Raw genomic sequence first — 23913 nt, 5'->3', positions numbered from 1 at the left:
ACACAACATACTTCCTTTCTTTTTCTGTTTCGTGGTTTAATACATTCAGATACTGTGACTTTTGATGTTTTTTTGTAGCCTCGACTACTCGACAGGAGTGTATTGCCATCTCTTTTATCTGAATTGTTTATTAGCTGGATGTTGCCGGAGCGTTTGCTCTGAGTACTTATTTCAATCAAGTCTACGATGATAACTGCTGGTGGATATCACGGTATCAGACTTTATGAAAGGGAGGTACAACCTCATGATTTACGTAGGCATTGATATTGCCAAACTCAACCATTTCGCCGCCGCGATTTCTTCCGACGGCGAAATACTCATCGAGCCGTTCAAATTTTCTAATAACTATGATGGCTTCTATCTACTGCTTTCTCATCTGGCACCACTTGACCAGAACAGTATCATCATAGGTCTTGAATCAACGGCACACTACGGTGACAACCTTGTTCGTTTTCTCATCAGCAAGGGCTTTAAAGTGTGTGTTCTCAACCCTATCCAGACTTCGTTCATGCGTAAAAATAATGTACGCAAAACGAAGACTGATAAAGTCGACACGTTTGTGATTGCTAAAACCCTTATGATGCAGGATTCCCTTCGGTTTATGGCCTTAGAGGATCTGGATTACATTGAGCTCAAAGAGCTCGGTAGATTCCGCCAGAAACTTGTGAAGCAGCGTACACGCTTAAAAATTCAGCTGACTTCCTATGTAGACCAGGCATTCCCGGAACTACAATACTTCTTTAAGTCTGGCTTGCATCAAAACTCTGTCTATGCCGTCCTTAAGGAGGCTCCGACACCCAACGCTATTGCTTCTATGCATTTGACCCATCTTGCTCACACCCTCGAAGTTGCTTCCCACGGCCATTTCGGTAAGGATAAAGCCAGAGAATTAAGAGTTCTCGCACAGAAGTCTGTCGGTGTCAATGACAGTTCTCTATCTATTCAAATAACTCATACCATTGAACAGATCGAGTTACTGGATAGCCAACTTTTTTCTACAGAGCTTGAAATGGCAAATCTTGTCACCTGCCTGCACTCTGTAATTATGACCATTCCCGGAATTGGTGTCGTGAATGGCGGAATGATTCTTGGTGAGATTGGTGATATACACCGATTCTCTAATCCAAAGAAACTGCTTGCATTTGCTGGACTGGATCCGACCGTTTATCAGTCTGGAAACTTCCAGGCTCACAGAACCAGGATGTCCAAAAGAGGATCTAAAGTGCTACGCTATGCCCTCATGAATGCAGCTCACAATGTCGTAAAAAACAATGCTACTTTCAAAGCTTATTATGATGCCAAGAGAGCGGAAGGCCGGACTCATTACAATGCCCTTGGGCACTGTGCTGGCAAACTTGTCAGAGTCATCTGGAAGATGCTCACTGACGAAGTAGCATTCAACCTCGAATAAGAGGTCTGTATACCATAATCGATAGATTTTGAAAAAGGGCTTTTAGGGAGCTTTGTTAAAGTTACCCTTCTTTCTGCGAAACACGGAATTGAAATTTCCACCTAATTTATACTTGACTTTTCATAGCTGGTCTCCTTGTAAAATCAAGGCTTTCCTTGATTAACATGTTATATTTGAACATGACAAAAACCCGCACCAAAATTACTCTCTGATACGGGCTTGCCATATTCCTATAGGATTTTAGGAGATCTATTAAAATCATATCAAGATACTATTCTCTCATTAAATATGATAATCTGCCTATTGAACCCATAGGAACAGTTACAAGTTATCTTGATGAGATTAATTTCTTGACTGTTCCAGCCTATCACGTCTATTTATCATTTTCAAACTATCTAAATGACAACATGCCTATCCGAATTTTTTTCAGTGCAGGCTTAGTTAACTTCCTCTTATTTGTTTTCTCTGAATTGGTCTGGTTAACGAATAACCAAGATGACGGTTTTCCTCTGACTTAACAAGGCTGCCTTCCCAAACTTTGAGAATATCAACTACATCTTCTTGGTATTTTCAATTCACTTGACCTTCTCTGTATATAAGCCTGTGTTCACAATTTGCTAATTTCAGACGTAGGTTCAAGTCAACCCAGGTTACAGTTCTCTCAATACAAACAAGATTCCGCCCTAATACGACACCGTAGCTTCCGGCACCTCCAGCTCCGCAACCTCATCCGACCCGTAAACCTTAATACTACCGCCGGCCCCGGTCTCCCATTTCTGGCCATTGCCGTCAGTCACCTTTGTATTCTTCATCACTTTCCCGGCGGCATTTACCAGGCATTTTCCTTCCCCCGGAATGTCGAACACCTCATAGCGGGCAGCCTTATCCGCCTTTTGCATCTTCCCCTTGTAGTATGCATAACCGTCCTTGATACCCGTGATGCCCTTGCCTTTGATATCAAAATAATATTGTGAACGGGTGGCGCTGACGCCGTCATCCACCATGGCTTTACCCACCGCGCATTTCCTGTCCCCATCCTCTGCGCCGCAGTAATAAAAGTCGCCCTTTACCTCAACCAGGCCGTACTGGGCCGCGCCGAACATATCGAAAATGTAATACCCGTCACCGATTTTCTTTATCTCATAGCTGTCCTCGCCACCGCATACCGGTTTTCCTGTATTATCGAAGTAATACCACTCCTTCTGCCCTGAGCCGCTGGCATCCGGAGGTCCCTCCAACTTCAGCCAGGCGCTTTCCACCTTTTCTCCGGGAATATACTTCTTGTCCTTTTCTGTCTCCGGCTGGTAAAAATAGCGGTATCCCTTGATTTCAGGCACAGTACTGCTCATCTTCACCCAGCCAGGATACATGATGCCGTAGCTGTCAAAACAATAGGTAATGCCGTCCACATCCTTTTCCTGCTTACCGCTGCCGGAACGCTTCTTCTTGCCCGAAGTCGTACTGAAATAAAAGTAAGCATACTGTCCGTGTTCCTGGACATAATCCGCCACATCGGTATTATCCATCCAGGTTTCCGGTATCTCCAGCCATTGCCATCCCGCTGCTCTGGCGCCGTCCTCCGCACAGTAGTAATAAGAGCTCTCCTTGTCGTCATCCTCCGGAGTCTCTGTAAGCCAGCCCTTGCGCATAACGCCGGAGGCGTTAAAGCAGTAGTACTTCCCGTCTATCTTATGCCACTTGTCCACGATGACCTTTCCGTCGCTCTCTGCATAGTACCAGTTATTATAATCCGCATTCCTGGAGTCCAGGCCGCTGATGACAAACCATTCCTTTTTCTTCATGGCTCCGTCATCGCCCATATAACGCTTGTCACCGTTATTATCCGTTATCCAGCGTTTCCGGTAGTTCAGCCCGTTTGCATCGAAATAATAAGTCCTTTCCGTTGCTGCCGTATTCTCTGCTGCCCCATCCCCGATTGTCTTATATCCGCCCTTTAACACCGCCCCGTCTTCCCCGGCATAGTACCAGCTCTCTGTCACTGCCTTGGTAACGCTGTTGACATTCTCAATCTTGAACCAGCCTTTATCCTGAAGCACGCCGTCTTCATCCAGGTAATACCGTTTCCCTTTGACATTGTCTATGTACCAGCGCTTCCTGTAATTCAGGCCGTTTGGATCAAAGTAATACCATTTTCCATCAATGGCTCCCCAGCCTCCCCGCCACAGCACGCCGTTTGAATCCCCATAGTACCAATTGGTGTATTCCTGGCCGTTGGAGGATGTTCCGGTGATGGAAAACCAGCCCTTCATAAGCTCACCTGTGTCGTCCACATAGTAACGGTTGTCCTCCAGGTTGACCCAGCGCTTCCTGGGAGAATTGCCGTTTTTGTCAAAATAGTAGGTTATGCCGTCCAGCTCATGCCAGCCATCCGTCAAAAGGGAACCATCCGGCTGGACGTAATACCAGTTCACATAGGGATTCCCCTTGCTGTCCACGTTCTCAGTGGAAAACCAGCCGGGCTCCGGTCTGACGCCCTCCGCATCCACGTAATATCGTTTATCCTCTGCCGTAAAAAAAGACGTTCTGGGTGAATTGCCTCCCGGATAGAAGTAATAATACCTTCCTTCCAGCTCATGCCAGCCGTTTACCAGGATTTTCCCGTCAGCCCCGGCATAATACCAGGCCGTGGAAGGCTTTCCTGAAGGCAGGCTTGGATTGGATGTGACGCTGAACCATTCATTTTCATAGCGGGAACCGTCCTCCTTTACGCGGTAACGATCTCCCCCTGCATTCACCCAGTTGTTGGTGACAATCAGACCGTTGCCTCCCAGATACCGTGGAGTGCCGTCCGCCCAGGTAACCCACCGGTTTACCACCTTCTTATCATGCTCCATATAAAACCATTGCTGCGCAGTATCCTGCTGCCATCCGTCCGCCCCATATACGGGCATGGCGGATATGACCAGGACCGCTGATGTGCATGTAACCATCTGCATCAATGTTTTCTTTATCTGCATCCGTGTCTTGATCTTCATCCAATCCATTCCTCGCTGTAAATTTCCCTATGGGTTTTATCGTTATCATTCATCCTGGCATAAATCTTGTCCAGATATGGTATGGTGGCCGAGGCCCAGGGGTATTCCGCCATATATGTTCCTGTATAGGCTGTCATATAGGTTTCATTTCCCTTCACGAACTCATATAAATCACATTCAAACCATTCTGTATGAATGGAAAATATACCTCTTTTATGTATCAGCATTTCTTCACATCCATATTCCTCCAGCGTCTTTCGCAGCCGGTGATAAACCACTCTGATATTTCTCTTGGCTGTGCTCTCCTTAAGGTTTTCATATAAAATATGTACCACCTGCGCCAGAGACACGCTTCCTCCTCTTTGATTGATAAGGATAGCCAGAAGTTCCTTGGATTTTTTGCTTGGAAAATAGATTACGCGGCCGTTAACAAATACGTCAAAACCATAAAATGTCTGTATATATACTTTGGGCTTTTCCGGCACACCGGCACCCTCCTTTGCGTGATGTGTTTCAGGAAACTAAATCCTGGTATTTTCCTTTTTTGTCATAGTTATTTCCTGTTTCCTACTGTATACTGCCATTGCATTATGAAGCGCCATCCTGCTCTTTACCGGAGATCCCGCTCCGGCCTTTGTATCATATGCGGACTCCGGCCCGGTTCCTTCTCCGTACCCGGGCTCCATTCCGGCGGCAGCCTGTGCAAAAACCTCGTCCTGGTCTGTCATTGCCCCACACGCATCCTCTTCTGCCCTATAATGGTACTCCGGCACCAGCTCATGAACCAGCTCCCGTATATTATCCTTTTCCAGCCATGCGGCTTCATCCAGCTTCCCCAGTCCCCTATCAAACCGATGGTAATCCATTTCAATGGGCTTCCCAATAAATATCCTTTCATTTCCGGTCCTCTGAAGTCCCTCTTCATCCATGAGAAGCTCCTCGTAAAGCTTTTCTCCCGGCCTCAGCCCTGTAAATTGGATGTCGATATCCCTGTAGGGTTCATAACCGGACAGCCGGATCAGATTCTCGGCCATGTCCAGGATTCGCACCGGTTTTCCCATGTTCAGCACAAATATTTCCCCTCCCATGGCATAGGCGCCGGCCTGCAGCACCAGGCTTACCGCCTCTGGTATGGTCATGAAATACCGTATGATATCCCTGTGGGTCACGGTTACAGGCCCCCCGTTTTCTATCTGTTTCTTAAACAGGGGAATCACGCTTCCATTGCTGCCCAGCACATTTCCAAAGCGGACCGCCACAAACTCAGTGCCGCTCTTTTGGTTGCACATCTGTATGACCATCTCGCAGAGGCGCTTGCTGGCCCCCATGATGTTGGCGGGATTCACCGCCTTATCCGTGGATATCAGGATGAAACGCCCGGTGCCGTACTGCATGGCTGCCCTGGCGGTCTTATAGGTGCCCAGCACATTGTTCTTGATGGCTTCGTTGGGGCTGTCCTCCATCAGGGGCACATGCTTGTGGGCCGCTGCGTGGTATACAATATCCGGCCTGTATGTGCGAAACAGGTAATCTAAGCGGTTGGTGTTGCGGACGGATCCGATTAGCACCACCAGATTCAGATCCGGAACATTACGTTTTAACTCCTGCTGGATTTCATAGGCATTGTTTTCATACATGTCAAATATGATGAGCTGCCTGACCCCATGGCCTGCCAGCTGCCTGCACAGCTCGCTTCCTATGGAACCTCCCCCTCCCGTGACAAGGACCACCTTATCCCTTACACAGCCCATGATTTCGTTCAGATTGACCTGTACGGGTTCCCTTCCCAACAGGTCCTCTATCTCCACCTCTTTAAGCCTGGATATATTTACCTCGCCATTCATCAGCTGATAGACACCGGGCAGATACTTAACCTGACATCCTGTTTTCTGGCATATGCCCAGAATGTCTTTAATATCATCCACCGGCGCTGAGGGCAGCGCCACATATATGGCGTCAATACCCTTTTTCCTCACAAGCTCGGGTATGTCGTCCCTTGTACCGGCTACCACCACGCCGTCGATGAACCGTCCCTGCTTGTCCCTGTCGTCATCCACGATACACGCCGGGAATCCATGGATTTTCTGGCTGGCCTTCATTTCCCGGATAATGAGGGTCCCTGCCTGGCCTGCGCCTACCACCATTACCTGAGGCGTGGTGTCTTTTTCCCAGGCGCGGTTCATTCTGTTCACAGTCCTCTGAAGTACCTGAAAGCTGATACGGCCGCATATGGCTGCCCCTGTCATCAGGATAAACCACAGAAGATAATAGCTTCTGGGCATCCGCTGCCCGGATATCAATATACCTGCGGGCTGGGCCAGAGCGGCAATGATGCAGATCAGAACCACCTCCAGCATCTCCCGGGTTCCGGCAGATCCCCACATGATGGCGTACAGGCGGCCGCCATAAAATAAAAGGGTGACCACCGCCATCTGCAGCAGCCCGTATTTCCATAAGGCATGTACATACGATGCTGGTATGCTGTTAAAATCCAAATCAAACCTAAGCCCCAGAGCCAGGCAGGCGCAGATCCATACGGCCGCCATGTCATAGGCCCAGAGCAGGCACATCCTCACCCGCTTACTGCGGGGAAGGTATTTATCCAATATGATTCTATCCCTGTTTTTTACGGTTTCTGCGTTTTTCACATTCACACTCTTCCCTGTTATCAGCGCTTTCGCTGTATCTTAACCGGACGTTCATCCGTCCCCTACTTTTTATATACAACCGACAGCGTACCGGAACCCGGCGCATTAAACCACAGCATCTTGGACCCTGCATCCACCCTGGTGGGTTTGATGAGCTGCCATGTTCCTGTCATGTTGTTGTAAAACAGAACTTCCACGTCACCCAGGCCGTCCAGCAGGTTTGGCACATAGAGAGGAACCTCCACCTGCCCTGTCTTCTCTGTGTTGGTGGCTGCATCCTTTGTCATAATTGCATGGGTTCCAACCAGGGCGTTATAACCTGCCAGGTCCAGTCCGGGCACTGCTTCGCTTAAGGGCTTCCCGCTGTTTATGCTGTTGATTGTGTTGACCACAGGCTCAGGCAGACCTGCCACTGCTGCGTTGGCGCCCTGTACAAATTCCAGGGCAGTATCACCTATCACTGCCTGACCTCTGCTGTTGGTCTCCACCGCATGTTCCCCTGCGGTCTGTCCCACCGCTATTCCCACTGCATTGTTTCCCTGTCCGGAACTGGTAACCGTGGAACCTGCCGATGCTCCACCCTTTATTTGATCCACCTTTTCCCCGATGTCATGGCTGCTTCCGTCGCTTCCGCCTCCCACAATGACCGGGCCTGTCCCCGGGCTGTTGGCTGCGAGTATACATGTGGCCTGAGACACGGTAAGGGCCATTGCCAGAGTTATGATTGCTTTTCTTTTTTTCATAATTTCCACCTTTCTTTTCCATCTAAAGGAAATTGCTTCATGACCAGTTTTTCGTTATTCCATCTCCTGCCCCTTTTAACTCCTGTCCTCATTCACGGGGCCTGTAGAACCAATCCAGCACGATTTCCATGATTTCCTCCTGATTCGGATGATATTCGTCGTAAATAACGGTCTCCACAGCTGTTCCCGGCAGGGTCACCATATCTGCATCTGTAAAATCCTGGTTCCCTCCTAAAAAATCAAGGGCCATATCCAGATACCGGTCTTTTGTCATGTCCGTTACCATGTACGGTTCTATTTCTTTCATCAGGTCCGGAATAAGGCTGTCGTCCAGCCTTGACTTGTTCCTGGCTGCATCCAGGAATCCCTTGATATATGTTTTCTGGCGTTCCATTCGTACCAGGGCGCTTTGAGCCCTGCCCGTATCCCTGTAGCGCACATATTTTTCTGCCTGTTCTCCCCGCAGGGTAACGGTCTGTCCCTGGACAAAAACAGGATCTGCCTGTTTCAGTCCCGGCTCTTCTATGGTAACGGTGACGCCTCCCACCTTATCATTGGCCAAAGGCAGGACGGACATGCTCACTGCCATGTATCCGTCTATGGACATCCCCCCCAGCAGACGGCTCACCGCCTCAGTCATGTACCTGCAGCTCTTTTCCCTTCCATCGCCATATGCATATGCCAATGTAAGATGCTGGATTGAGCTGCCCAGTTCGTTCCCGCTTAAATCCGTCAATGTGATTTCCGTCATGGTATCCCTGGGAATTACAAGCACCTTTATCCGGTCCCTGGCCGTATCCTGGGCCACCAGGAATATGCCGTCCGCCTGTCCGCCAAACCCTGCCGTCCTGGTCTCCTCCAGACTTCCCGGCCTGTCTATGCCCATGCACAGGATGGCCTTTATATATGTATTGCGCCGGTAGCTCTTCCCCTGATATTCCACTCCCCCGTCCGGTTCTGCCGGGGTGTTCCCTGCCTGCACGCGGTGCCACTGCTGCGCTTCACGGGACAATGCCTTTCTTTCCAGATACAACTGACCGGTTCTATAAAGGAACAGTGCGGTCAGAATGAAAACCAGGGCCACTGCCGTCCGCATCCGTCTCCTGCGGGTATAAGACCTGCCGCTTTTACGGTCCTCATGGGTGATACGACCGGTATTGGTTCTATGACCGCTATGTATCCTGTGATTGCGCTGTTGTGTCATTCTTTATCCGCGCCCCGCTTACTTCATTGACAGGCGGCGCTTTTCCCTCCTCATACCTGCCGTAGTGCCTGCCATATTTTCCATAATACTTGCCGCCGCGCCTGCCGTAATATTTCTCATAGTAGCTGTGTTCATATCCGCCGCCCACCCGGTTCAGCACGGCTCCCAGAATGCGGCAACCGCTTTTTTCCAGCTGGCTTCTCACTTTCTGGACCAGACGGTAGCTGATTGCCCCGCTTTCAATGACAATGACCGCCCCGTCGCATTGGCTGGCAATGATGGCTCCGTCTATGACATTCGCCATTGGAGGCGTATCTATGATGATGTAGTCATAGATTTCCTTCACGCTCTCAATCATTGTCTTAAACAGTTCATCCTCCAGCAGTTCAGCCGGATTGGGGGAAAAGGGACCGGATAAAACCATATCCAGGTTCTCCATGTCTGTTTCATAGCATATCTCCTCCAGGCTTTTCTGTCCGCTGAGATATTGGGACAGGCCGTTGGGATTCCCCTTGATTTCATACCGTTTGACCATGACGGACTTGCGGATGTCCGCATCCACCAGCAGTACCTTCTTGCCTATGTTTCCAAAGGAGGATGCCAGGGCAAACGCCGTCTCGCTTTTTCCCTCGTCAGGCATGGAGCTGGTAAACATGATTGTCTTAAGGCCGCTTCCGCAAAACTGGATATTGGTGCGCAGGGTCTTGATGGCTTCCTCGTAAAAATAATCCTTTCTGCCGGTATTTTTCAGATGTAAGATTTCGTCCACTCCTATTCCCCCCTTCTGTTTTTCTCTGTCTTGCGTTTTTTACGTTCCAGCTTTCTCTTGCTCCGGTTCCGCTGCTGTTCTTTGGCCATACCATCGTCATCCGGGACAGATGCCAGAACGCTCATGCCCAGGTATTTTCCCACATCCTCCTCAGAGCGGATTGTGTCGTTCATAATCACCTTAAGGGTTATGACGCCGCAGGCAGCTGCAATACATGCCAACCCGCCCAGGGCCGCGTTTTTCTTAATGCTGGGAGATGCCGGGGCTGCCGGCACCACTCCTTGTTCAATGATTTTGGGCGGTACCATTTCCATGATATCCCCTATGTAATCAGAGGAAGCATTGGCCACCTCGTCTGCAATGGCCTTGGCCCTCACCGGATCTGTATCTGATACAGTCATGTTCAGTATTCTGGTATCCGCTGGATTCGATATGCGTATCCTGGCTTTTAACTGTCCGTATGTCATATTCAGCCCCTGATTTTTTATGACCTGCTCCAACACCGGCCTGCTGGTAATCATGACGCTGTAATCCTTGGTCAGCTGGCTTCCTATCTGTAAATCTGCCAGCGACGTCAGGGTAGTCTCTTTGGAAAGGACATATACCATGGCTGTAGATGTATAAACAGGAGTCAATATCAGTCGGCTGTAAGCTCCCGCACCCAGGCATCCCAACACTGCAGCCAGAATGATTACCCATGCCCTTTTCTTAAATTCAAACAACAATTCCAGGAGGTCTATCTCCATGTCATCTTCTCTGTACCGCTTTTCCATCGTTCTCACATTTCCTTTATTTATATTTCCAGGCAGACAATTTACAAAACAGAGTCCCTCAGTATATGCTCCTGGTTTTGCCGGAGAAGCCGCTTGGCCATTCCCCCGGCGTCCTGTCCGTTCCTATCCTGCCTCGTCATCCACCTGACAGCCTCCTCCAGCTCAGGCGGACGTATCACTACCCCATGCATATCCGTAGCTATAAAATGAATGTTTCCCCTCAATATCTCCTTTCTGCACCAGGCTGCCCGTCTGTCAAAAAGTCCTCCTCCAAGGCTCCCGGCATTCATCTGCAGATATGCGCCGCACCTGGCCAGTTCTTTTGTCCTGCCCTTCTCCTTAAGGCAGTCATACCGCTCCGCATGGGCGATGACTGGCAGGTAGGATGACTGAACCAGCCGGCGGACCGCCCTGAACAGCCGCATATATCCGTCTCCCGGCAGGAACTCCACCAGCACATACCTGCTGCCGGCAAGAGTCAGCACCTTTCCCTGTTCCAGGAAGGACGGCAGTTCCTCAAAGTACTGTACTTCCTGTCCCAGACTTACCATCATATTTTCCGATATGGAAAATGCCGTCTCTTTCAGTCTTTTCATCATTTCCCTCAGTCTTTTTGTGTCCTGTCCTGATACATAATGGGGCGTGGCTATGATATGGGTAATTCCCTGTTTATGCGCCTTGCAAAGCATTTCCCCGGTTTCCTCCCAATCAGAGGCCCCGTCATCTACACCCGGCAATATATGGGCATGTATGTCAACCCAGCCTTTTGTTCCTCCTTTGTCTGCCAAAATCACACCTCTCCTGCATGCTAAACAGGGAGGTTTTCACCCCCCCCCCAGTTTTGTATAATAATTTACTGTCCAATTCTTCATTGATTTTTTATCGTCTCTTATTATGTTTTCAATCCGGATACTTGTCCCATTCCTCCCTGCACCTGTGCCTCACGCGATTCCTCATTACGGCGGTTTTCCTGATACCACAGAATAAACATTCTGTGGTAAATATCTGATAAAATGAAATTAAATTTACTTTTTTGAATCCGTAACCTTGAATGAAAAACGAAATATGGATACCCAAAGACGCCGGAAAACCCTGTTTTTTGTTTCCGGCTTATGTGCTTTGAAGAAAAACATGAATATGTATATTGACTATTACTGTTTTTTTAGATATACTGTATAGAGTTTTTAGACCTGCAAGTAAATACAAGCGAATTATATACCACAGAATGTTTATTCTGTGGTAATTTGTTGATTACCCCAATTTTCAGTTTATTAAGAATTCTTTCATGCTCTTTTATACTGGCAGCCACATAAATACGCGTGGTTTCAATGGAAGAATGTCCCAATATGTCTGCCAGATGGGCCATATTCTTCTCCGCCGCATAAAAACTTCTGGCAAACAGGTGTCGGAAATTATGCGGAAATACCTTATCCTTTTTTACTCCTGCCTTTGCGCAAAGCTTTTTCATGGCATGGCAGATATTGCTTCTGTCCAGAGGTCGTCCGCTCCTGGTACAGAACAAGCTGCCGCTTCGTATGCCGTTCTTCCTGGCAAAAGCCTTCAGCTGGGCTGCCAGGTTCTTTGGAAAAATTACAATTCTGTACTTTCCCTTCATAAAGATTTCCGCCTTTCCTCTCATAACAGCTTCCACTGTCACATACCTTAATTCGCTCACCCTTATGCCCGTGCTGCATATTGTCATCATGAGATAGTAGAGCTGATATTTTCCCTGCCTTCCGGCTGTCTCCATAAGACGTTCATACTCCTTCTGCGTCAGTTCCCGCGTTTCATCAATATAGGCCCTTCTCTGGACCTTCAGAAATTTTACCCTGTACTCATACAGCCCTGTAAACTTAAGAAACGCGTTCACTGCCGACAGCTTGCCGTTGACCGTCTGTGGGCGGTACCTACTGCTGAGATAGGTGCGGTACTGAATCATCAGCTCCTTTCCAATCTCCCTTTTTCCTAAAAATTGCAGGAACATCTGCAATTCGTAGGTGTATTTACTGATTGTCGCATCAGACTTTTCTTCTTCTTTCAGAAAATCCAGAAATTGCTCCACCGTATATGCCATATCCATTGATACCTCCGTTTTTTTTATTATTTTACAAAACCAGGTTTTTTATAATATATAATGGTAAAAAGTCAATTGCCGGAAGCATCTCCTGGTATACCATGGATGAAATAAAAGAAAAAGCCGATTCCAGATAACCAGAATCAGCTTTCCAATCAAACTATAATTATATACTATCTTCCCCCCACCCTTTACAGACATCAATCCACCCAAGATACCCGGAAGCTGTCTCCAGCTCAGGTATCGTAAGCTTTACTGCGCTGCTGGCGCTGCCGCAGGCCGGGTACACCACATCGAACCGTTTAAGGGATTCGTCCAGATACACCGCCACCCCTTCCTTCACTCCAAAGGGGCACACGCCTCCCACACTGTGGCCCACCAGCTCTGTCACCTCGTCCGGCGACAGCATTTTGGCCTTTGTATGAAACTGCTCCTTATATTTATGGTTGTCCACCTTGGCATCCCCTGCGGCCACTATGAGCACAGCCTTCTGGTCCGCCATAAAAGATAACGTCTTGGCGATGCGGGCCGGCTCACACCCCACTGCCTGGGCTGCCAGCTCCACCGTGGCGCTGGATACCTCAAACTCATAAATCCGATCCTCCAGGCCGGCCTTTCTCAGATGTTCCTTTGCTATGTCAAACGCCATGATGTAATACCTCCGTCATTATCGTATTCTTAATCTCCAAACCGTTTCGCACCATATATACTCAGACCATCATCCGGTACTCCTGCTTCCACCTGCGCACCATCTCAGCCGCGCCGCTCATCCGTTTGATGGGATCCTTTTTAAATAATGCCCTGAGGGCCCTGACTTCCTCTGCCTGTCCTGCCTCCAGCGCGGCCAGGTCCATCTCCCCGCTCCACGTTCTCTTGCGCTCATCCGTGAACACGGACTGGTACTTGTCCTTCACATCCAGCTCCGGCGCAAAGACAGTGAGAAAATAAATGCGTTTTAACAGCGCATCATCCTTTCCCAGCTCATAGGCCTTGTCATAGCATCCCAGAGCCTTGTGAAACTGGAACATCATGGCATAACAGGCTCCCAGGTTGTTGTAGACCTTTGCCAGAAACAGGTCCTCCACCACCTTGTCCCTGGGGTATTCCAGAATTTTACTGTACCTGGCCGCTGCTTTGCCATACTGCTGCTGCCCAAACATGTAATCCGCCCTCTGCTTTTCATACTGGGCCGGATGCAGGGCCCGCAGAGCTGCTGTGGTCTGCTTGAATTTCTGTATTTCCTTGTCGCTGTAATAGTCGCATTCCGACAGGAAAAGGGCCAGAACCTCCTCTGGTCTGGTGCCGGTTTCCACCAGCTTCTCCATCCGCCCTGCCAGATAATCCATGTCCAAATCCTTACGGATAAAATCAACCAGCAGGTCATCCAGAAAATCATCCATCACCAGAACCGGGTGGTTGTATACGATATAACACAGCTCCTGGGAGGAATGGATATGGATTCCCAGCACATCAATATAATACGGATGTTTCACAGGTTCCTGCCTGCAAAGTATCAGGCTCATAAATTCACCTCTTGTTTCACCACCGCGCCGGAGGATGGGAACAGCTCCCCGAATCCCTTGTCGCGGATAGACATTGTCATGGTCCCTTCATCAGTAAATGCCACCTTAAGCTCTATCCTGGTGGTCTTTGGAGGGCGTTCCGGAAATCCGGCCAGCGGAATCCTGACCAGCTTTTTCTTCTTGGAGTCCAGCGGACTGATGATAAACTCAATCTCCTTCTGTCCGTCCACGATCAGATCCATGGAGCTTTTGGATTCATACCAGTTGTCGCCGTAGGAAGCCACCACCAGCTGGTTCTCCCTTCCCCTGCGCATGACCTTTAAGGACACCTCCGCCTTAAGCCTTCCCTCACAGATAAATACATAGGGATAGGAAGTCTCCTGATGGGTATAATCAGCCCCCTTGAAAGCTGCCCCCCTGGCAAAGAGACAGGGCTCCACAAACACCTTTCTCCGGTTGCAGATTAACCGCATAAATCCGCCGGCCCAGTCCTGGCGCTCAAATCCCTTCCCGGTCAGGAACACCGTGGAAAACAGCTTCCTGTTTAAAAGCTTCTCACCGCAGGCCGTCAGTATCTTATCTGCCAGCCGGCTGCCGGAAGGCGAATCCAGGATGTCCAGATTAAAGGCCTCCTCCTGGTTCTGGGCCTCTGCCTGGACCATATTGCGCCGCATGCCCCTCTGCACCTTCATTTCATAATAGCACAGGCGTTCGCCGGACAGCTCAAACAGCCCCACCTGATTGGTCCACAGCTCTTTTTTCTGGCTCAGAACATAGTATATGAAACCCTCGGTATGGCTGATTACATGGACCCTGTCCCTTGGTATCTCCAGATAGTCGGCACAGTACATAAGGGTGTCAAGCAGCCTGCAGTCCACGCTCTGGAGGGTGATGACCAGCTGCGCCACCTCATCTGTACCGAATTCCTTCCTGGGATATCCTAACATCTTCTCTATGAACAGCTTAAGCAGCGTACCTCCGCCGTAGCAGATGCCTCCGATGGTGGATGTTCCATCCTTGGCCGCCATCTTAAGAAGTTTATCCACGATAACTCCCTCTCCCAGCAGGGTGGCCGCATAGGCTTCTTCCCCTGAGAGCCAGACTTCCTCTTCCTTCCTCCGGCAGATGACCGTAGGAATGGTCCACGACTTTTCTTTATCATAACAGCATATCTGGGTATAGTCGTCATTTAAATCCAGACCAATCACTAGACCGTCCATAGACAGTTCCTCCATTACTCCATGGGAAACAGCCTGCCAAGCGCCGCCGACTTCTTGAGATAATCTTCCATCGCGTTTAAAAGCCTGCTGTCATCCCTGTCTTTGATTGCTGCTCCCATCTCGTTCAGGCAGGCAAAACGGCTGTTCTCCTTTCCCTCCAGCTTATGGTCGCACTCCACCTGTCCCTCTGCCGCAAGCCTGCGGTGTCCGTCCAGATAGTCATATATCCGGTACTCCATGATTTCTCCCTCAAAGAGTACCTTTTGTTTCACAAAAATCCCCTGGTAAACGCGGCGGATGTCCTCGCTGTGAAATCCTGTTTCCTCGGGCAGAATTCTCACCTGAAGCTCCGGGTGGGCGTCCTTCCTTCCCCGGTATTCCACCATGGCCTTATCCATGATGTCCTCGGGCACCGGAATATGCTTTGACAGCTCTCTGGTATACGGAAATACCAGTCCTTCCTCCAAAAGCAGGGAGGTCATGGTCTTTAACAGTTCCGCATCCCCCCCATCCACCTTGTCCAGCGTGGAAAAATACCGGGTCAGGGCCAGCAGGTAGATGGTGGGCATCCTGTCCTTGTCAAAGGTATTGCCCACTGCCTGCTTCAGATATTCAAACACCCTCTGGTCCATATCCTTTTCTTCCAGGAAGTACTGGACACTCTTCTGGGTAAAATACGCCTTCACCACCATTTCCTTTGTGGTCTTTCGTTTCATGTACAGTTCAAACACGGAATCCATCTGGTCGCAGCAGCCGGTAAACAGCATCTGCCCCAGCAGCCGTTCCTCCAGATCATATGTCTCCACATGCTCCCTGACGCCCTGAATCAAGACCTCATACATCTGGGACACGGTTCCGTTGAAATGCTCGCACAGATAGTCCAGGATCACGCTGTCATAGCACCCCTGGCAGAACACCTGGTGGGACAGGCCCAGAAGCAGGTCGTCCTGGTCAAACAGATTCATCAGTATGGTCTTGGTGCACAGCTTCATCAGCCGCGGCGTGGATATATACTGGCTTCCGTAATCCCGAATCATATTATAAGCTTCCCGCATATAATTCTGGCTGATTAGGGTCTCGCATATCTGCTGCCTCTGCCTGACAGCCATGGGCTTTTTATCAATCTGTACCAGATAAGCACAATTGAATACACCGTCGCCGTCCTTATCCTCAGACGCCTTCTGACAGTAATAATCCGTCACTGCCTGCATCAGCCTGCCCTCAAAGGCAGGGCTCAGATGCATCTGCGTCACGATCTCTTCCAACAGCGCTGCCTCCTCGTCTGTCTCCACCCCGCGGTTCACGATGTCCCTGCATTCGGAAAGCTTGAGCATGGGATGGTCCGGATACACCTCATAGCACTGGGCCAGCAGCTCCGGACGGTCCATGACAGACACCTTCCAGTGTTTCACGTCCAGATACCGGTTGCCGTAGGCATCCTGGAACAGGAGGACGCTGCGCTCGGAAAACAGAGGCACATAAGCAGACTGGTCTTCCAGCAAAAATGCTTCCTCATCCTCCAGCTCCTCATAGCGGACAATGACATACTTCATCCTGGAATCCCCGCACCGGATACGGCAGGACTTAAGGATGCCCGGAAGAACCCTGGCCACCCGGCTGTCTATCATATCCTTATAAATCATGTGCTCATAAATAACAGCCAGGGAACGGTTGATTCTGGACTGGAACAGCTGTTCCATGGCAAACTGCTCCATATGCCTGGTGTAGTTCTGGTACAGCTCCGCGGAAGGGTTCATGTATTCCAATATGTTCCGGTAGAGCATCTGGCGGCTGTGCCTGTCCAAATCCTTATCATAGGAGAAATACAGCAGCACCTCCTTAGGCAGCAGGTGTCCGTAATCCTCCGGCAGGGAATAGAGGAAATACTCGTATAGCCTGGTCAGGTTTACTCCCTGTTCCAGGGCTTTCTCATACCAGGCAAATGCGTCCTTTTCCTTGCAGTCCCCCTTGATAAGCAGGCTGCATACGGCCTCCAGAATCTCCTGCTCTTCATATGTCTGATACAGCTTTGTGAATAAACGTTCCACCAGCTTCCTGTAGTGCTTAAGCCCCAGTGCAAGTCCCGCCGCTTTCAGAGCGGTTACACGGCTGACGATTCCTTTCTGTACACCCAGATACAGAGTCTGAATCTCAAAATCACCCAGGCGCACAAACAAATCCGGATGGGCTTCCATCAGACGGCAGGCTGATGCATAGAGGAACGGGCTGCAGCAGCCCTGATTGAACAGGGATGCCATGGACCGGTACAGCTCCAGTGGATTCTGTGCCATTGTTTCGTCCAACTTCACCAGCATCAGAAAGAGGTAAGGCCGTATCTCCCCATCCTCCCATAAAAGCTTGCGTATATAACGGACCAGTGATTCCTTCTGCTGGACAGACGGCTTGATTTCCAGGCGCAGATACTGGTAGAAGCAGTACAATTCCACCTGCTTTTCCCTGTGGGCCAGCACATGATCCCTAGCATCGTCTAAAGCCAGAGATGCATTGTCCTCCCTGCCGTTTAATATAAGAAGTTCTGCCTGTATCAGCTTGGCTCTCGCATCCCCTGGAAAATCAGCCCTGAGGTGCTCTGTCTCCTTCATCATCTGGTTCAGTAGAAGGGCCGGCTCATAAACCCCTGCCTCATAATCCAGACGCAGGGACAGGTATTTATATAAGCTCCCATGGTCCATAAACCGATCCGAGCCGGATTCACGCTCCGTGCTGCCGGACCCATGATGCCCCTCTGCCTCCACGGAAATAAGGAATTCCTCCCGCAGGGATTTAACACGGATGCACCCAAAATTCCTTCCTCTGTGAAGTCTGGAGGGAACAATGCGGTACCCCACTCTGCACCGGCCCTGGACAAAGTCCTGGTCCGTAATCCGGAAGGTCCCCAGTTCAATAAAGGGGGCGTCCACGGTTATGTCCGCCGACACATACCCCCAGGTTCCTGCCGCTATATCTATATAATCTTCCGCGATTCCTGTCAGATTCTCATAAATCCTGGTTCCTGTCTCCAGCGTAAGCTTTACCGGTTCCTTGACCTGCAGGGCCACCAGGAATTCCTCCAGCAGATTTCTTCTGCCGGCCCTTCCCTTTAGCCCGTCATAGATGGTACGGACCCGGGAATCCTGCATGAAGGGGGCCTCTGTAAAATCCTGATACTCAAACATCCTCAGCGCTTTTTCCAGGTCCTTCTTAGCCAGCACCGCAAAGTCCCTGGGAGTCTTTAAGTTTCCCAGAACCTCACCGGCATCACCGGCCTGTACGCGCAAAGAATAAGGAATCTCCCTCTCACCGCCATTGGTGACCAGGTAAAAAGATCCCTTGATTTCGTCCCCATGCTCTGAAAAACCCACGTTGACTTCATATATAATCCGGTTGCGGAGCCCGCCAAAAGCACTGTTCACCACCCGGACCCTTTCATGGCTGGAATACACCAGCCCTTTTATATGCAGGTTATTGCCGCTGCTCACCAATATCTCGCCACGGATGACCTCACCCGCAGGAACCGACGCCTCCACCCGTTCCGGTGCCAGCACCAGCTCCGGCGAACCATTGTCAATGATTCCCCTGGCCAGACGGTTAATACGTTCCCTCATAGTACCACCTGTATCTTTATCCTTCTGTGTAAAATGTCCACACTTACGTAACATGATATCACATTTCGGGTGGTTTTAAAAGTTTTAATTACATCTTTTGTTCAATCCATGGGTTCCATGTTCTTCCATTTCCCTTTTGTCCTCCCCTCCCCCGGTTCCTGCCGCCGCGCAGGCGCCCCCACACCAACTGATTTCAAACATACAGGTCTGCCAAACAGCACCATTTTCAAAAGGAACTTGATAAACACTCCCAAAATTGTTATGATATATAAAAATGCATTTTTGTGTTTCTACTATATAAGGAAAAGGACGGAATGGATTATGACAACCAATGAAAAAGCACTGCTGCTCCACGAGGAATGGAAGGGAAAACTTGAAACCACATCAAAAGCAAAGGTAGCTTCCAGGGAAGACCTGGCCCTTGCCTATACCCCAGGCGTTGCCGAGCCCTGCAAGGTGATAGCCGCAGATCCGGAGGCAGCTTACCGGTACACCATCAAATCCAACACCATTGCCGTTGTCTCCGACGGAAGCGCCGTACTTGGCCTGGGCAACATAGGCCCCCTGGCCGCCATGCCGGTCATGGAGGGCAAGGCTGTTCTCTTTAAGGAATTCGGCGGCGTCAACGCCTTCCCCATCTGCCTGGATACCCAGGACACCCAGGAAATCATTGAGACCGTTGTGCGCATTGCGCCTGCCTTTGGCGGCATCAACCTGGAGGACATCTCGGCCCCCAGATGCTTTGAGATAGAGGAGGCATTAAAAGAGAGGCTGGACATTCCGGTGTTCCACGACGATCAGCACGGCACCGCCATTGTGGTCCTGGCCGGCGTCATCAACGCTCTCAGGCTGACCGGTAAAAAGAAGGAAGATTGCCGCGTGGTAGTAAACGGCGCCGGTTCCGCGGGCATTGCCATCACAAAGCTGCTGCTGACCTACGGATTTTCCCATGTCACTATGTGTGATAAGAGCGGTATCCTAAGCAAGGGTGCAGAAGGCCTTAACTGGATGCAGGAAAAGATGATGGACGTGACTAACCTGGAGCACAGGACCGGCACTCTGGCAGATGCCATGAAGGGCGCTGACATCTTCGTGGGCGTATCTGCTCCCGGAATCGTAACCCAGGACATGGTTGCATCCATGAATAAGGACGCCATCCTCTTTGCCATGGCAAACCCTGTACCGGAAATCATGCCTGACCTGGCAAAGGCTGCCGGGGCGCGTGTGGTCGGGACCGGCCGTTCCGACTTCCCTAACCAGGTAAACAATGTAGTGGTATTCCCCGGAATCTTTAAGGGCGCACTGGAAGGCCGCGCTTCTGCCATCACCGAGGAAATGAAGCTGGCCGCCGCCGAAGCCATTGCCGGGCTGGTGGATGAAAAGGATTTAAGCGACGAGAACATACTTCCCGAAGCCTTTGATCCCCGTGTGGCAGATGTAGTCAGCAGCGCGGTAAAGGACCACATTAGAAAATAATAAGAAAATCCTGATGGAGCGTGTGTGATATGCTTACTGAACCTATGACCTTGTACAAACTGATGAATCTCTATATGTTGAAGCAGGTGAACTTCCCCCTGACGAACGCCCAGCTCACCAACTTTTTCACAGAGCATGAATACACCACCTATTTCACCCTCCAGCAGGCCTTAAATGAGCTGGAAGACGCCGGCCTGGTCCACAAGGAGGCCAGCCACAACAGCACCCGGTATGACATCACCAGGGAAGGGGAGGAAACCCTCAACTTCTTCGGCAAGAACATATCCACTGCCATCATTGAGGACATGGACCAGTACCTCAAGGAGAACAAGTTCCGCCTCCGGGAGGAGGTGGGAACAACGGCCGACTTCTACAAGGGGACTAATCAGGACTACATTGTCCACTGTGAAGTCCGCGAAAATAAGACGACCCTTATCCGGCTGGATTTATCCGTCCCTGACAGGGAGCAGGCAGAAGCCATGTGCAATACCTGGAAAACAAAAAGCCAGGAAATCTATGCCCACGTCATGCGGTCACTTTTATCCTGACTTGCTGTGCCGGTGTGTCCCATGGCGTGTCCTCCGCCGGGATGTGTGTGTCCCATTGTGTTCCATCCACCGGAAAGCGTTCCCACTAAAAAGAGATTTGTTCCAATAACAGTTCCAAAATCTGCCGGGCATTTGAGTCCGGCCTTTTTTCGCATATATCGTATATGGTTGATGCCAGCCTGAAATTCTCCCCCAGGTTCCGGATAACCCATTCTCTGGATTCACCGGCTTTTCTCAGGCGCAGGATTTTCGCTATAAGGAATAGATATTCCTTCTCCTGATCTGGGGCAGGTTTGACAGCTTCCTGCCTGGCTGCCGGCTGTCCCCCATATCTGGCTGCCTTGACCGCTCCCTTTGCCTTATCCGCCTGGCCTTCCCCCTTTGCCTGCTTCTGCTTATAGCGTTTCTGCTGCTTTTCATACTTGCTGGCCTTGGCCTTTTCCCTCTGGCTGGTGGCTGCTCCTGGCGTCCCGTACCCATGTTCCAGCCAGACGGTCTCCACCTCATACGTTCCGTCCTCAATGGTCATCACAGCCATGGAAAGAGGCAGGGTAAAACGCTTATAGCCGCAGCTTCCCGGATTCAGCCAAAGCCTTCCGCTGATTTCCTGCTGATAATACATATGAGAATGGCCGAATATGACCACCTGAATATCCTTAAGCACGCTGGGGATATCCACTCTCTCATGGGCCATGATAAATTTGACCCCTCCGATTTCAAACCGGTTCACCTGACCAAGTCCCCCCGACCATCCCCTGTCGTTATTTCCCCTTACCGCGTACAGGGGCTGGTCCACATTCAGCTTATGATACAGCATCTGATTGTCAAAGTCCCCCGCATGGACAATCACATCGCAGGTTTCCAGAATCCTTTCCACCTCCGGCCGGAGCACTCCATGGGTGTCTGCCATGATTGCCACCCGTATAGGTCCCGTTTCCATTACATAATACCTCCAGATACAGCCAGGCCGTCAAAATTCCATTGCCGCCGGCTGTCTTATTTAATTCATACCTGTATCTATTATACGCTAAATGCCGGATATGTCGAGTTGAATCTGACAGGATCTGAGTTGAATCTGACAGAATATGGGCTGCATCTGACAGGTTATTTCTTTACACGCTCCTGTTTCTGTGATATATTAATGTTAAGATAATGTTAACATAATCACCAAGTCGCTTAATGCTGCTATGCAGCAGTGGGAGAACCGATTTTTAGGGGTGTATTCATCCGTCTGAGCCTGTCGCGGCTCCCGGATGATAGGGAACCTTTCTTTCCCGAACCCGGCAGCTAATCTCATAGGCGGAAGAGGGACAGGGACATTCTGGTAAATCATTTTGCTGTATTGTCGTATACTTTTCCGTCTGCATCCATGCAGACGGTTTCTTTTGTTAAGTCCGTTCTTTTCCTTTACCTAAAACTGAATACATCCAAAGATATTTTTCATCACCTCCCCCTCCCAAGGCGGCTCCCCAACGAAAGGAGATCTGATTTATGCATGAACTTACCAACCTGGATCTGGTCATCATTGTCCTCTACATGATAGGCATGCTTTTTGTGGGCGTATGGTTCGTCAAACGAATCAAGAATACAGGCGATTACTACGTTGCAGGCAGAACCCTGGGCCCCTTTGTGCTGACTGCCACTGTGTGCGCGTCCATCATCGGAGGCAGCGCCATGATGGGACGTGCGGGCATTGCCTATACCACGGGCTTTAAGGCGGTTATGACCGCTATCCCCTATCTCATCGGCATGTTTATCTTCTCAGCCATCGCCGGACGCATACAGGAGGTTGGCTTCACCAGAAACATCAACTCCATACCGGAACTTTTCAACTACAGGTTCAACAGCACTGCCCGCTGTATCCTGGCTTTCATGATCGTCTTCACCATGATGGGCACAGTGGCTGCCCAGGTGACTGCCACCGCCACCATCATCAAGATGCTGGGAAATGAATTCGGCATCAGCTATGAAGCCGGCGCCCTGGCAGCCACTCTCATCTTCATCATCTATACCGCTGCATCCGGTCTCTTCGGCGTGGTGTACACGGACGTGCTCCAGTTTTTCATGCTGATTATCTTTGTCTACATCCTGATTCCCTTTTCCAGCATTCGTTATCTGGGCGGTTTTTCCTCCTTCTGGCAGAACCTGGACAAATCCTACCTGGTGCCTCATATCAACGGCAGTATCCTGGGCGACATTGTCACCTATCTGGTATTTACCCTGGCAGGAGCCGAGATGTGGCAGAGGGCCTTTGCTGCCAAGAGCAAAAAGGCCGCAACCCAGGGCATGTTCTGGGGCACTTCCATTTACATGGTAACCATTGCCCTGGTTTTCTTCATGGGTCTGGCAGGCCGGCAGATTCTGCCGGACGTGGTGGCCTCCTACGGAAGCTCTGATGCCGTGGTGCCTGCCCTGGCTGTAAGCATCCTGCCTCCCGGCCTTACAGGACTGGCTCTGGCTGGTATCCTGTCAGTCATGATGTCCACTGCGGACAGCTACCTGCTGGTATCGGTCCAGACCTTTGTACATGACCTGGGAAAAAATTTCATGCCGGAAATGACGGAAAAGCATGAAATACTCATGTCCCGTGTCATGTCCGTGGTACTGGCCATGGGCGCCTTAATCATCGCCCTATACATTAAAAACGCCTACAATGTCCTCATGTTTGCCTGGTCCTTCTACGCGGCGGCGGCAGGCCTGCCCTCCCTGGCGGCCCTGTACTGGAAAAAAGCCACCAGCCAGGGCATCATATCTGCCATGACAGGCGGCTTTGTGGTATGTGTGGGCTGGAAACTGGCCGGCAATCCCTGGGGGCTTGGCGAGACCGTTCCAGGCGCTCTTGTCTGCGGAATCCTGCTGGTGGCGGTGAGCCTTGCCACCTGCAAAAAGCATCCGTGCAGAATGGCGTAATCCAGCGTTCTTA

Annotated in this window: 18 protein-coding genes and 1 riboswitch; of the genes, 4 read left to right on the top strand and 14 right to left on the bottom strand. The window is 50.3% G+C overall.

The window, feature by feature from the left end; translation table 11 throughout:
- Window positions 1-244 precede the first annotated feature (244 nt).
- Complete coding sequence (locus CGC65_RS13075; protein ID WP_039896941.1) at window positions 245-1411, top strand: IS110 family RNA-guided transposase; 1167 nt, start codon at window positions 245-247, stop codon at window positions 1409-1411.
- Between the two features lie 683 nt (window positions 1412-2094).
- Here CGC65_RS13075 and CGC65_RS13070 read toward each other — a convergent pair.
- The 13 genes from CGC65_RS13070 to CGC65_RS13010 form a co-directional block, all read right to left on the bottom strand.
- The gene (locus CGC65_RS13070) at window positions 2095-4407 is read right to left on the bottom strand and encodes a hypothetical protein (protein ID WP_002567328.1); all 2313 of its coding nucleotides are present in this window, start codon (window positions 4405-4407) and stop codon (window positions 2095-2097) included.
- Entirely contained in the window at window positions 4404-4892 is a 489-nt protein-coding gene (locus CGC65_RS13065; RefSeq protein WP_002567327.1) for an AfsR/SARP family transcriptional regulator, read from the bottom strand. The genes CGC65_RS13070 and CGC65_RS13065 overlap by 4 nt, the downstream gene beginning before the upstream one ends.
- Window positions 4893-4928: 36 nt before the next feature.
- Window positions 4929-7061, bottom strand: coding sequence for a polysaccharide biosynthesis protein (locus tag CGC65_RS13060; RefSeq protein WP_002567326.1), 2133 nt, complete (start codon window positions 7059-7061; stop codon window positions 4929-4931).
- Window positions 7062-7117: 56 nt separating this feature from the next.
- Window positions 7118-7798, bottom strand: a complete 681-nt coding sequence (locus CGC65_RS13055) for a hypothetical protein (RefSeq protein ID WP_002567325.1) — start codon at window positions 7796-7798, stop codon at window positions 7118-7120.
- Window positions 7799-7886: 88 nt separating this feature from the next.
- Window positions 7887-8894 (bottom strand): LCP family protein, encoded by a 1008-nt coding sequence (locus tag CGC65_RS13050; protein ID WP_002567324.1) that lies wholly within the window; start codon window positions 8892-8894, stop codon window positions 7887-7889.
- Between the two features lie 76 nt (window positions 8895-8970).
- A complete protein-coding gene (locus CGC65_RS13045; protein ID WP_002567323.1) occupies window positions 8971-9771 on the bottom strand; it encodes a polysaccharide biosynthesis tyrosine autokinase in 801 nt (266 codons plus the stop codon).
- A 2-nt stretch (window positions 9772-9773) separates the two neighbouring features.
- Window positions 9774-10544 carry a YveK family protein gene (locus CGC65_RS13040; RefSeq protein ID WP_002567322.1) on the bottom strand — a complete coding sequence of 257 codons (771 nt, stop codon included), beginning with the start codon at window positions 10542-10544 and terminating at the stop codon, window positions 9774-9776.
- Window positions 10545-10585: 41 nt separating this feature from the next.
- The gene (locus CGC65_RS13035; protein WP_048928796.1) at window positions 10586-11335 is read right to left on the bottom strand and encodes a CpsB/CapC family capsule biosynthesis tyrosine phosphatase; all 750 of its coding nucleotides are present in this window, start codon (window positions 11333-11335) and stop codon (window positions 10586-10588) included.
- 371 nt (window positions 11336-11706) lie between these two features.
- Window positions 11707-12624 carry a tyrosine-type recombinase/integrase gene (locus tag CGC65_RS13030; protein ID WP_002567320.1) on the bottom strand — a complete coding sequence of 306 codons (918 nt, stop codon included), beginning with the start codon at window positions 12622-12624 and terminating at the stop codon, window positions 11707-11709.
- Between the two features lie 160 nt (window positions 12625-12784).
- Entirely contained in the window at window positions 12785-13267 is a 483-nt protein-coding gene (locus CGC65_RS13025; RefSeq protein WP_002567319.1) for a YbaK/EbsC family protein, read from the bottom strand.
- A 61-nt stretch (window positions 13268-13328) separates the two neighbouring features.
- A complete protein-coding gene (locus CGC65_RS13020) occupies window positions 13329-14141 on the bottom strand; it encodes a tetratricopeptide repeat protein (RefSeq protein WP_002567318.1) in 813 nt (270 codons plus the stop codon).
- Window positions 14138-15361, bottom strand: a complete 1224-nt coding sequence (locus CGC65_RS13015) for a DUF5716 family protein (protein ID WP_002567317.1) — start codon at window positions 15359-15361, stop codon at window positions 14138-14140. Before CGC65_RS13015 ends, CGC65_RS13020 begins: the two co-directional genes overlap by 4 nt.
- A gap of 14 nt (window positions 15362-15375) precedes the next feature.
- Window positions 15376-18966: a DUF5717 family protein gene (locus CGC65_RS13010; RefSeq protein ID WP_002567316.1), complete on the bottom strand. Its 3591-nt coding sequence runs from the start codon at window positions 18964-18966 to the stop codon at window positions 15376-15378.
- 321 nt (window positions 18967-19287) lie between these two features.
- Between CGC65_RS13010 and CGC65_RS13005 the strand changes: the two genes are divergently transcribed.
- The gene (locus tag CGC65_RS13005) at window positions 19288-20442 is read left to right on the top strand and encodes an NAD(P)-dependent malic enzyme (protein WP_002567315.1); all 1155 of its coding nucleotides are present in this window, start codon (window positions 19288-19290) and stop codon (window positions 20440-20442) included.
- A 29-nt stretch (window positions 20443-20471) separates the two neighbouring features.
- A complete protein-coding gene (locus CGC65_RS13000) occupies window positions 20472-20990 on the top strand; it encodes a DUF4364 family protein (RefSeq protein WP_002567314.1) in 519 nt (172 codons plus the stop codon).
- An 85-nt stretch (window positions 20991-21075) separates the two neighbouring features.
- Here CGC65_RS13000 and CGC65_RS12995 read toward each other — a convergent pair whose 3' ends face one another.
- On the bottom strand, window positions 21076-21930 hold the full coding sequence (locus tag CGC65_RS12995) for a metallophosphoesterase family protein (protein WP_002567313.1): 855 nt from the start codon (window positions 21928-21930) through the stop codon (window positions 21076-21078).
- A 223-nt stretch (window positions 21931-22153) separates the two neighbouring features.
- A riboswitch (cyclic di-AMP (ydaO/yuaA leader) is annotated at window positions 22154-22307 on the top strand.
- Between the two features lie 174 nt (window positions 22308-22481).
- Here CGC65_RS12995 and CGC65_RS12990 point away from each other — a divergent pair.
- Entirely contained in the window at window positions 22482-23900 is a 1419-nt protein-coding gene (locus tag CGC65_RS12990; protein ID WP_002567312.1) for a sodium:solute symporter family protein, read from the top strand.
- Window positions 23901-23913: the final 13 nt, after the last annotated feature.

Source organism: Enterocloster bolteae (assembly GCF_002234575.2).
In the GTDB taxonomy this organism is placed as follows: domain Bacteria; phylum Bacillota; class Clostridia; order Lachnospirales; family Lachnospiraceae; genus Enterocloster; species Enterocloster bolteae.
This window is presented reverse-complemented; position numbering and strand designations above follow the sequence as displayed.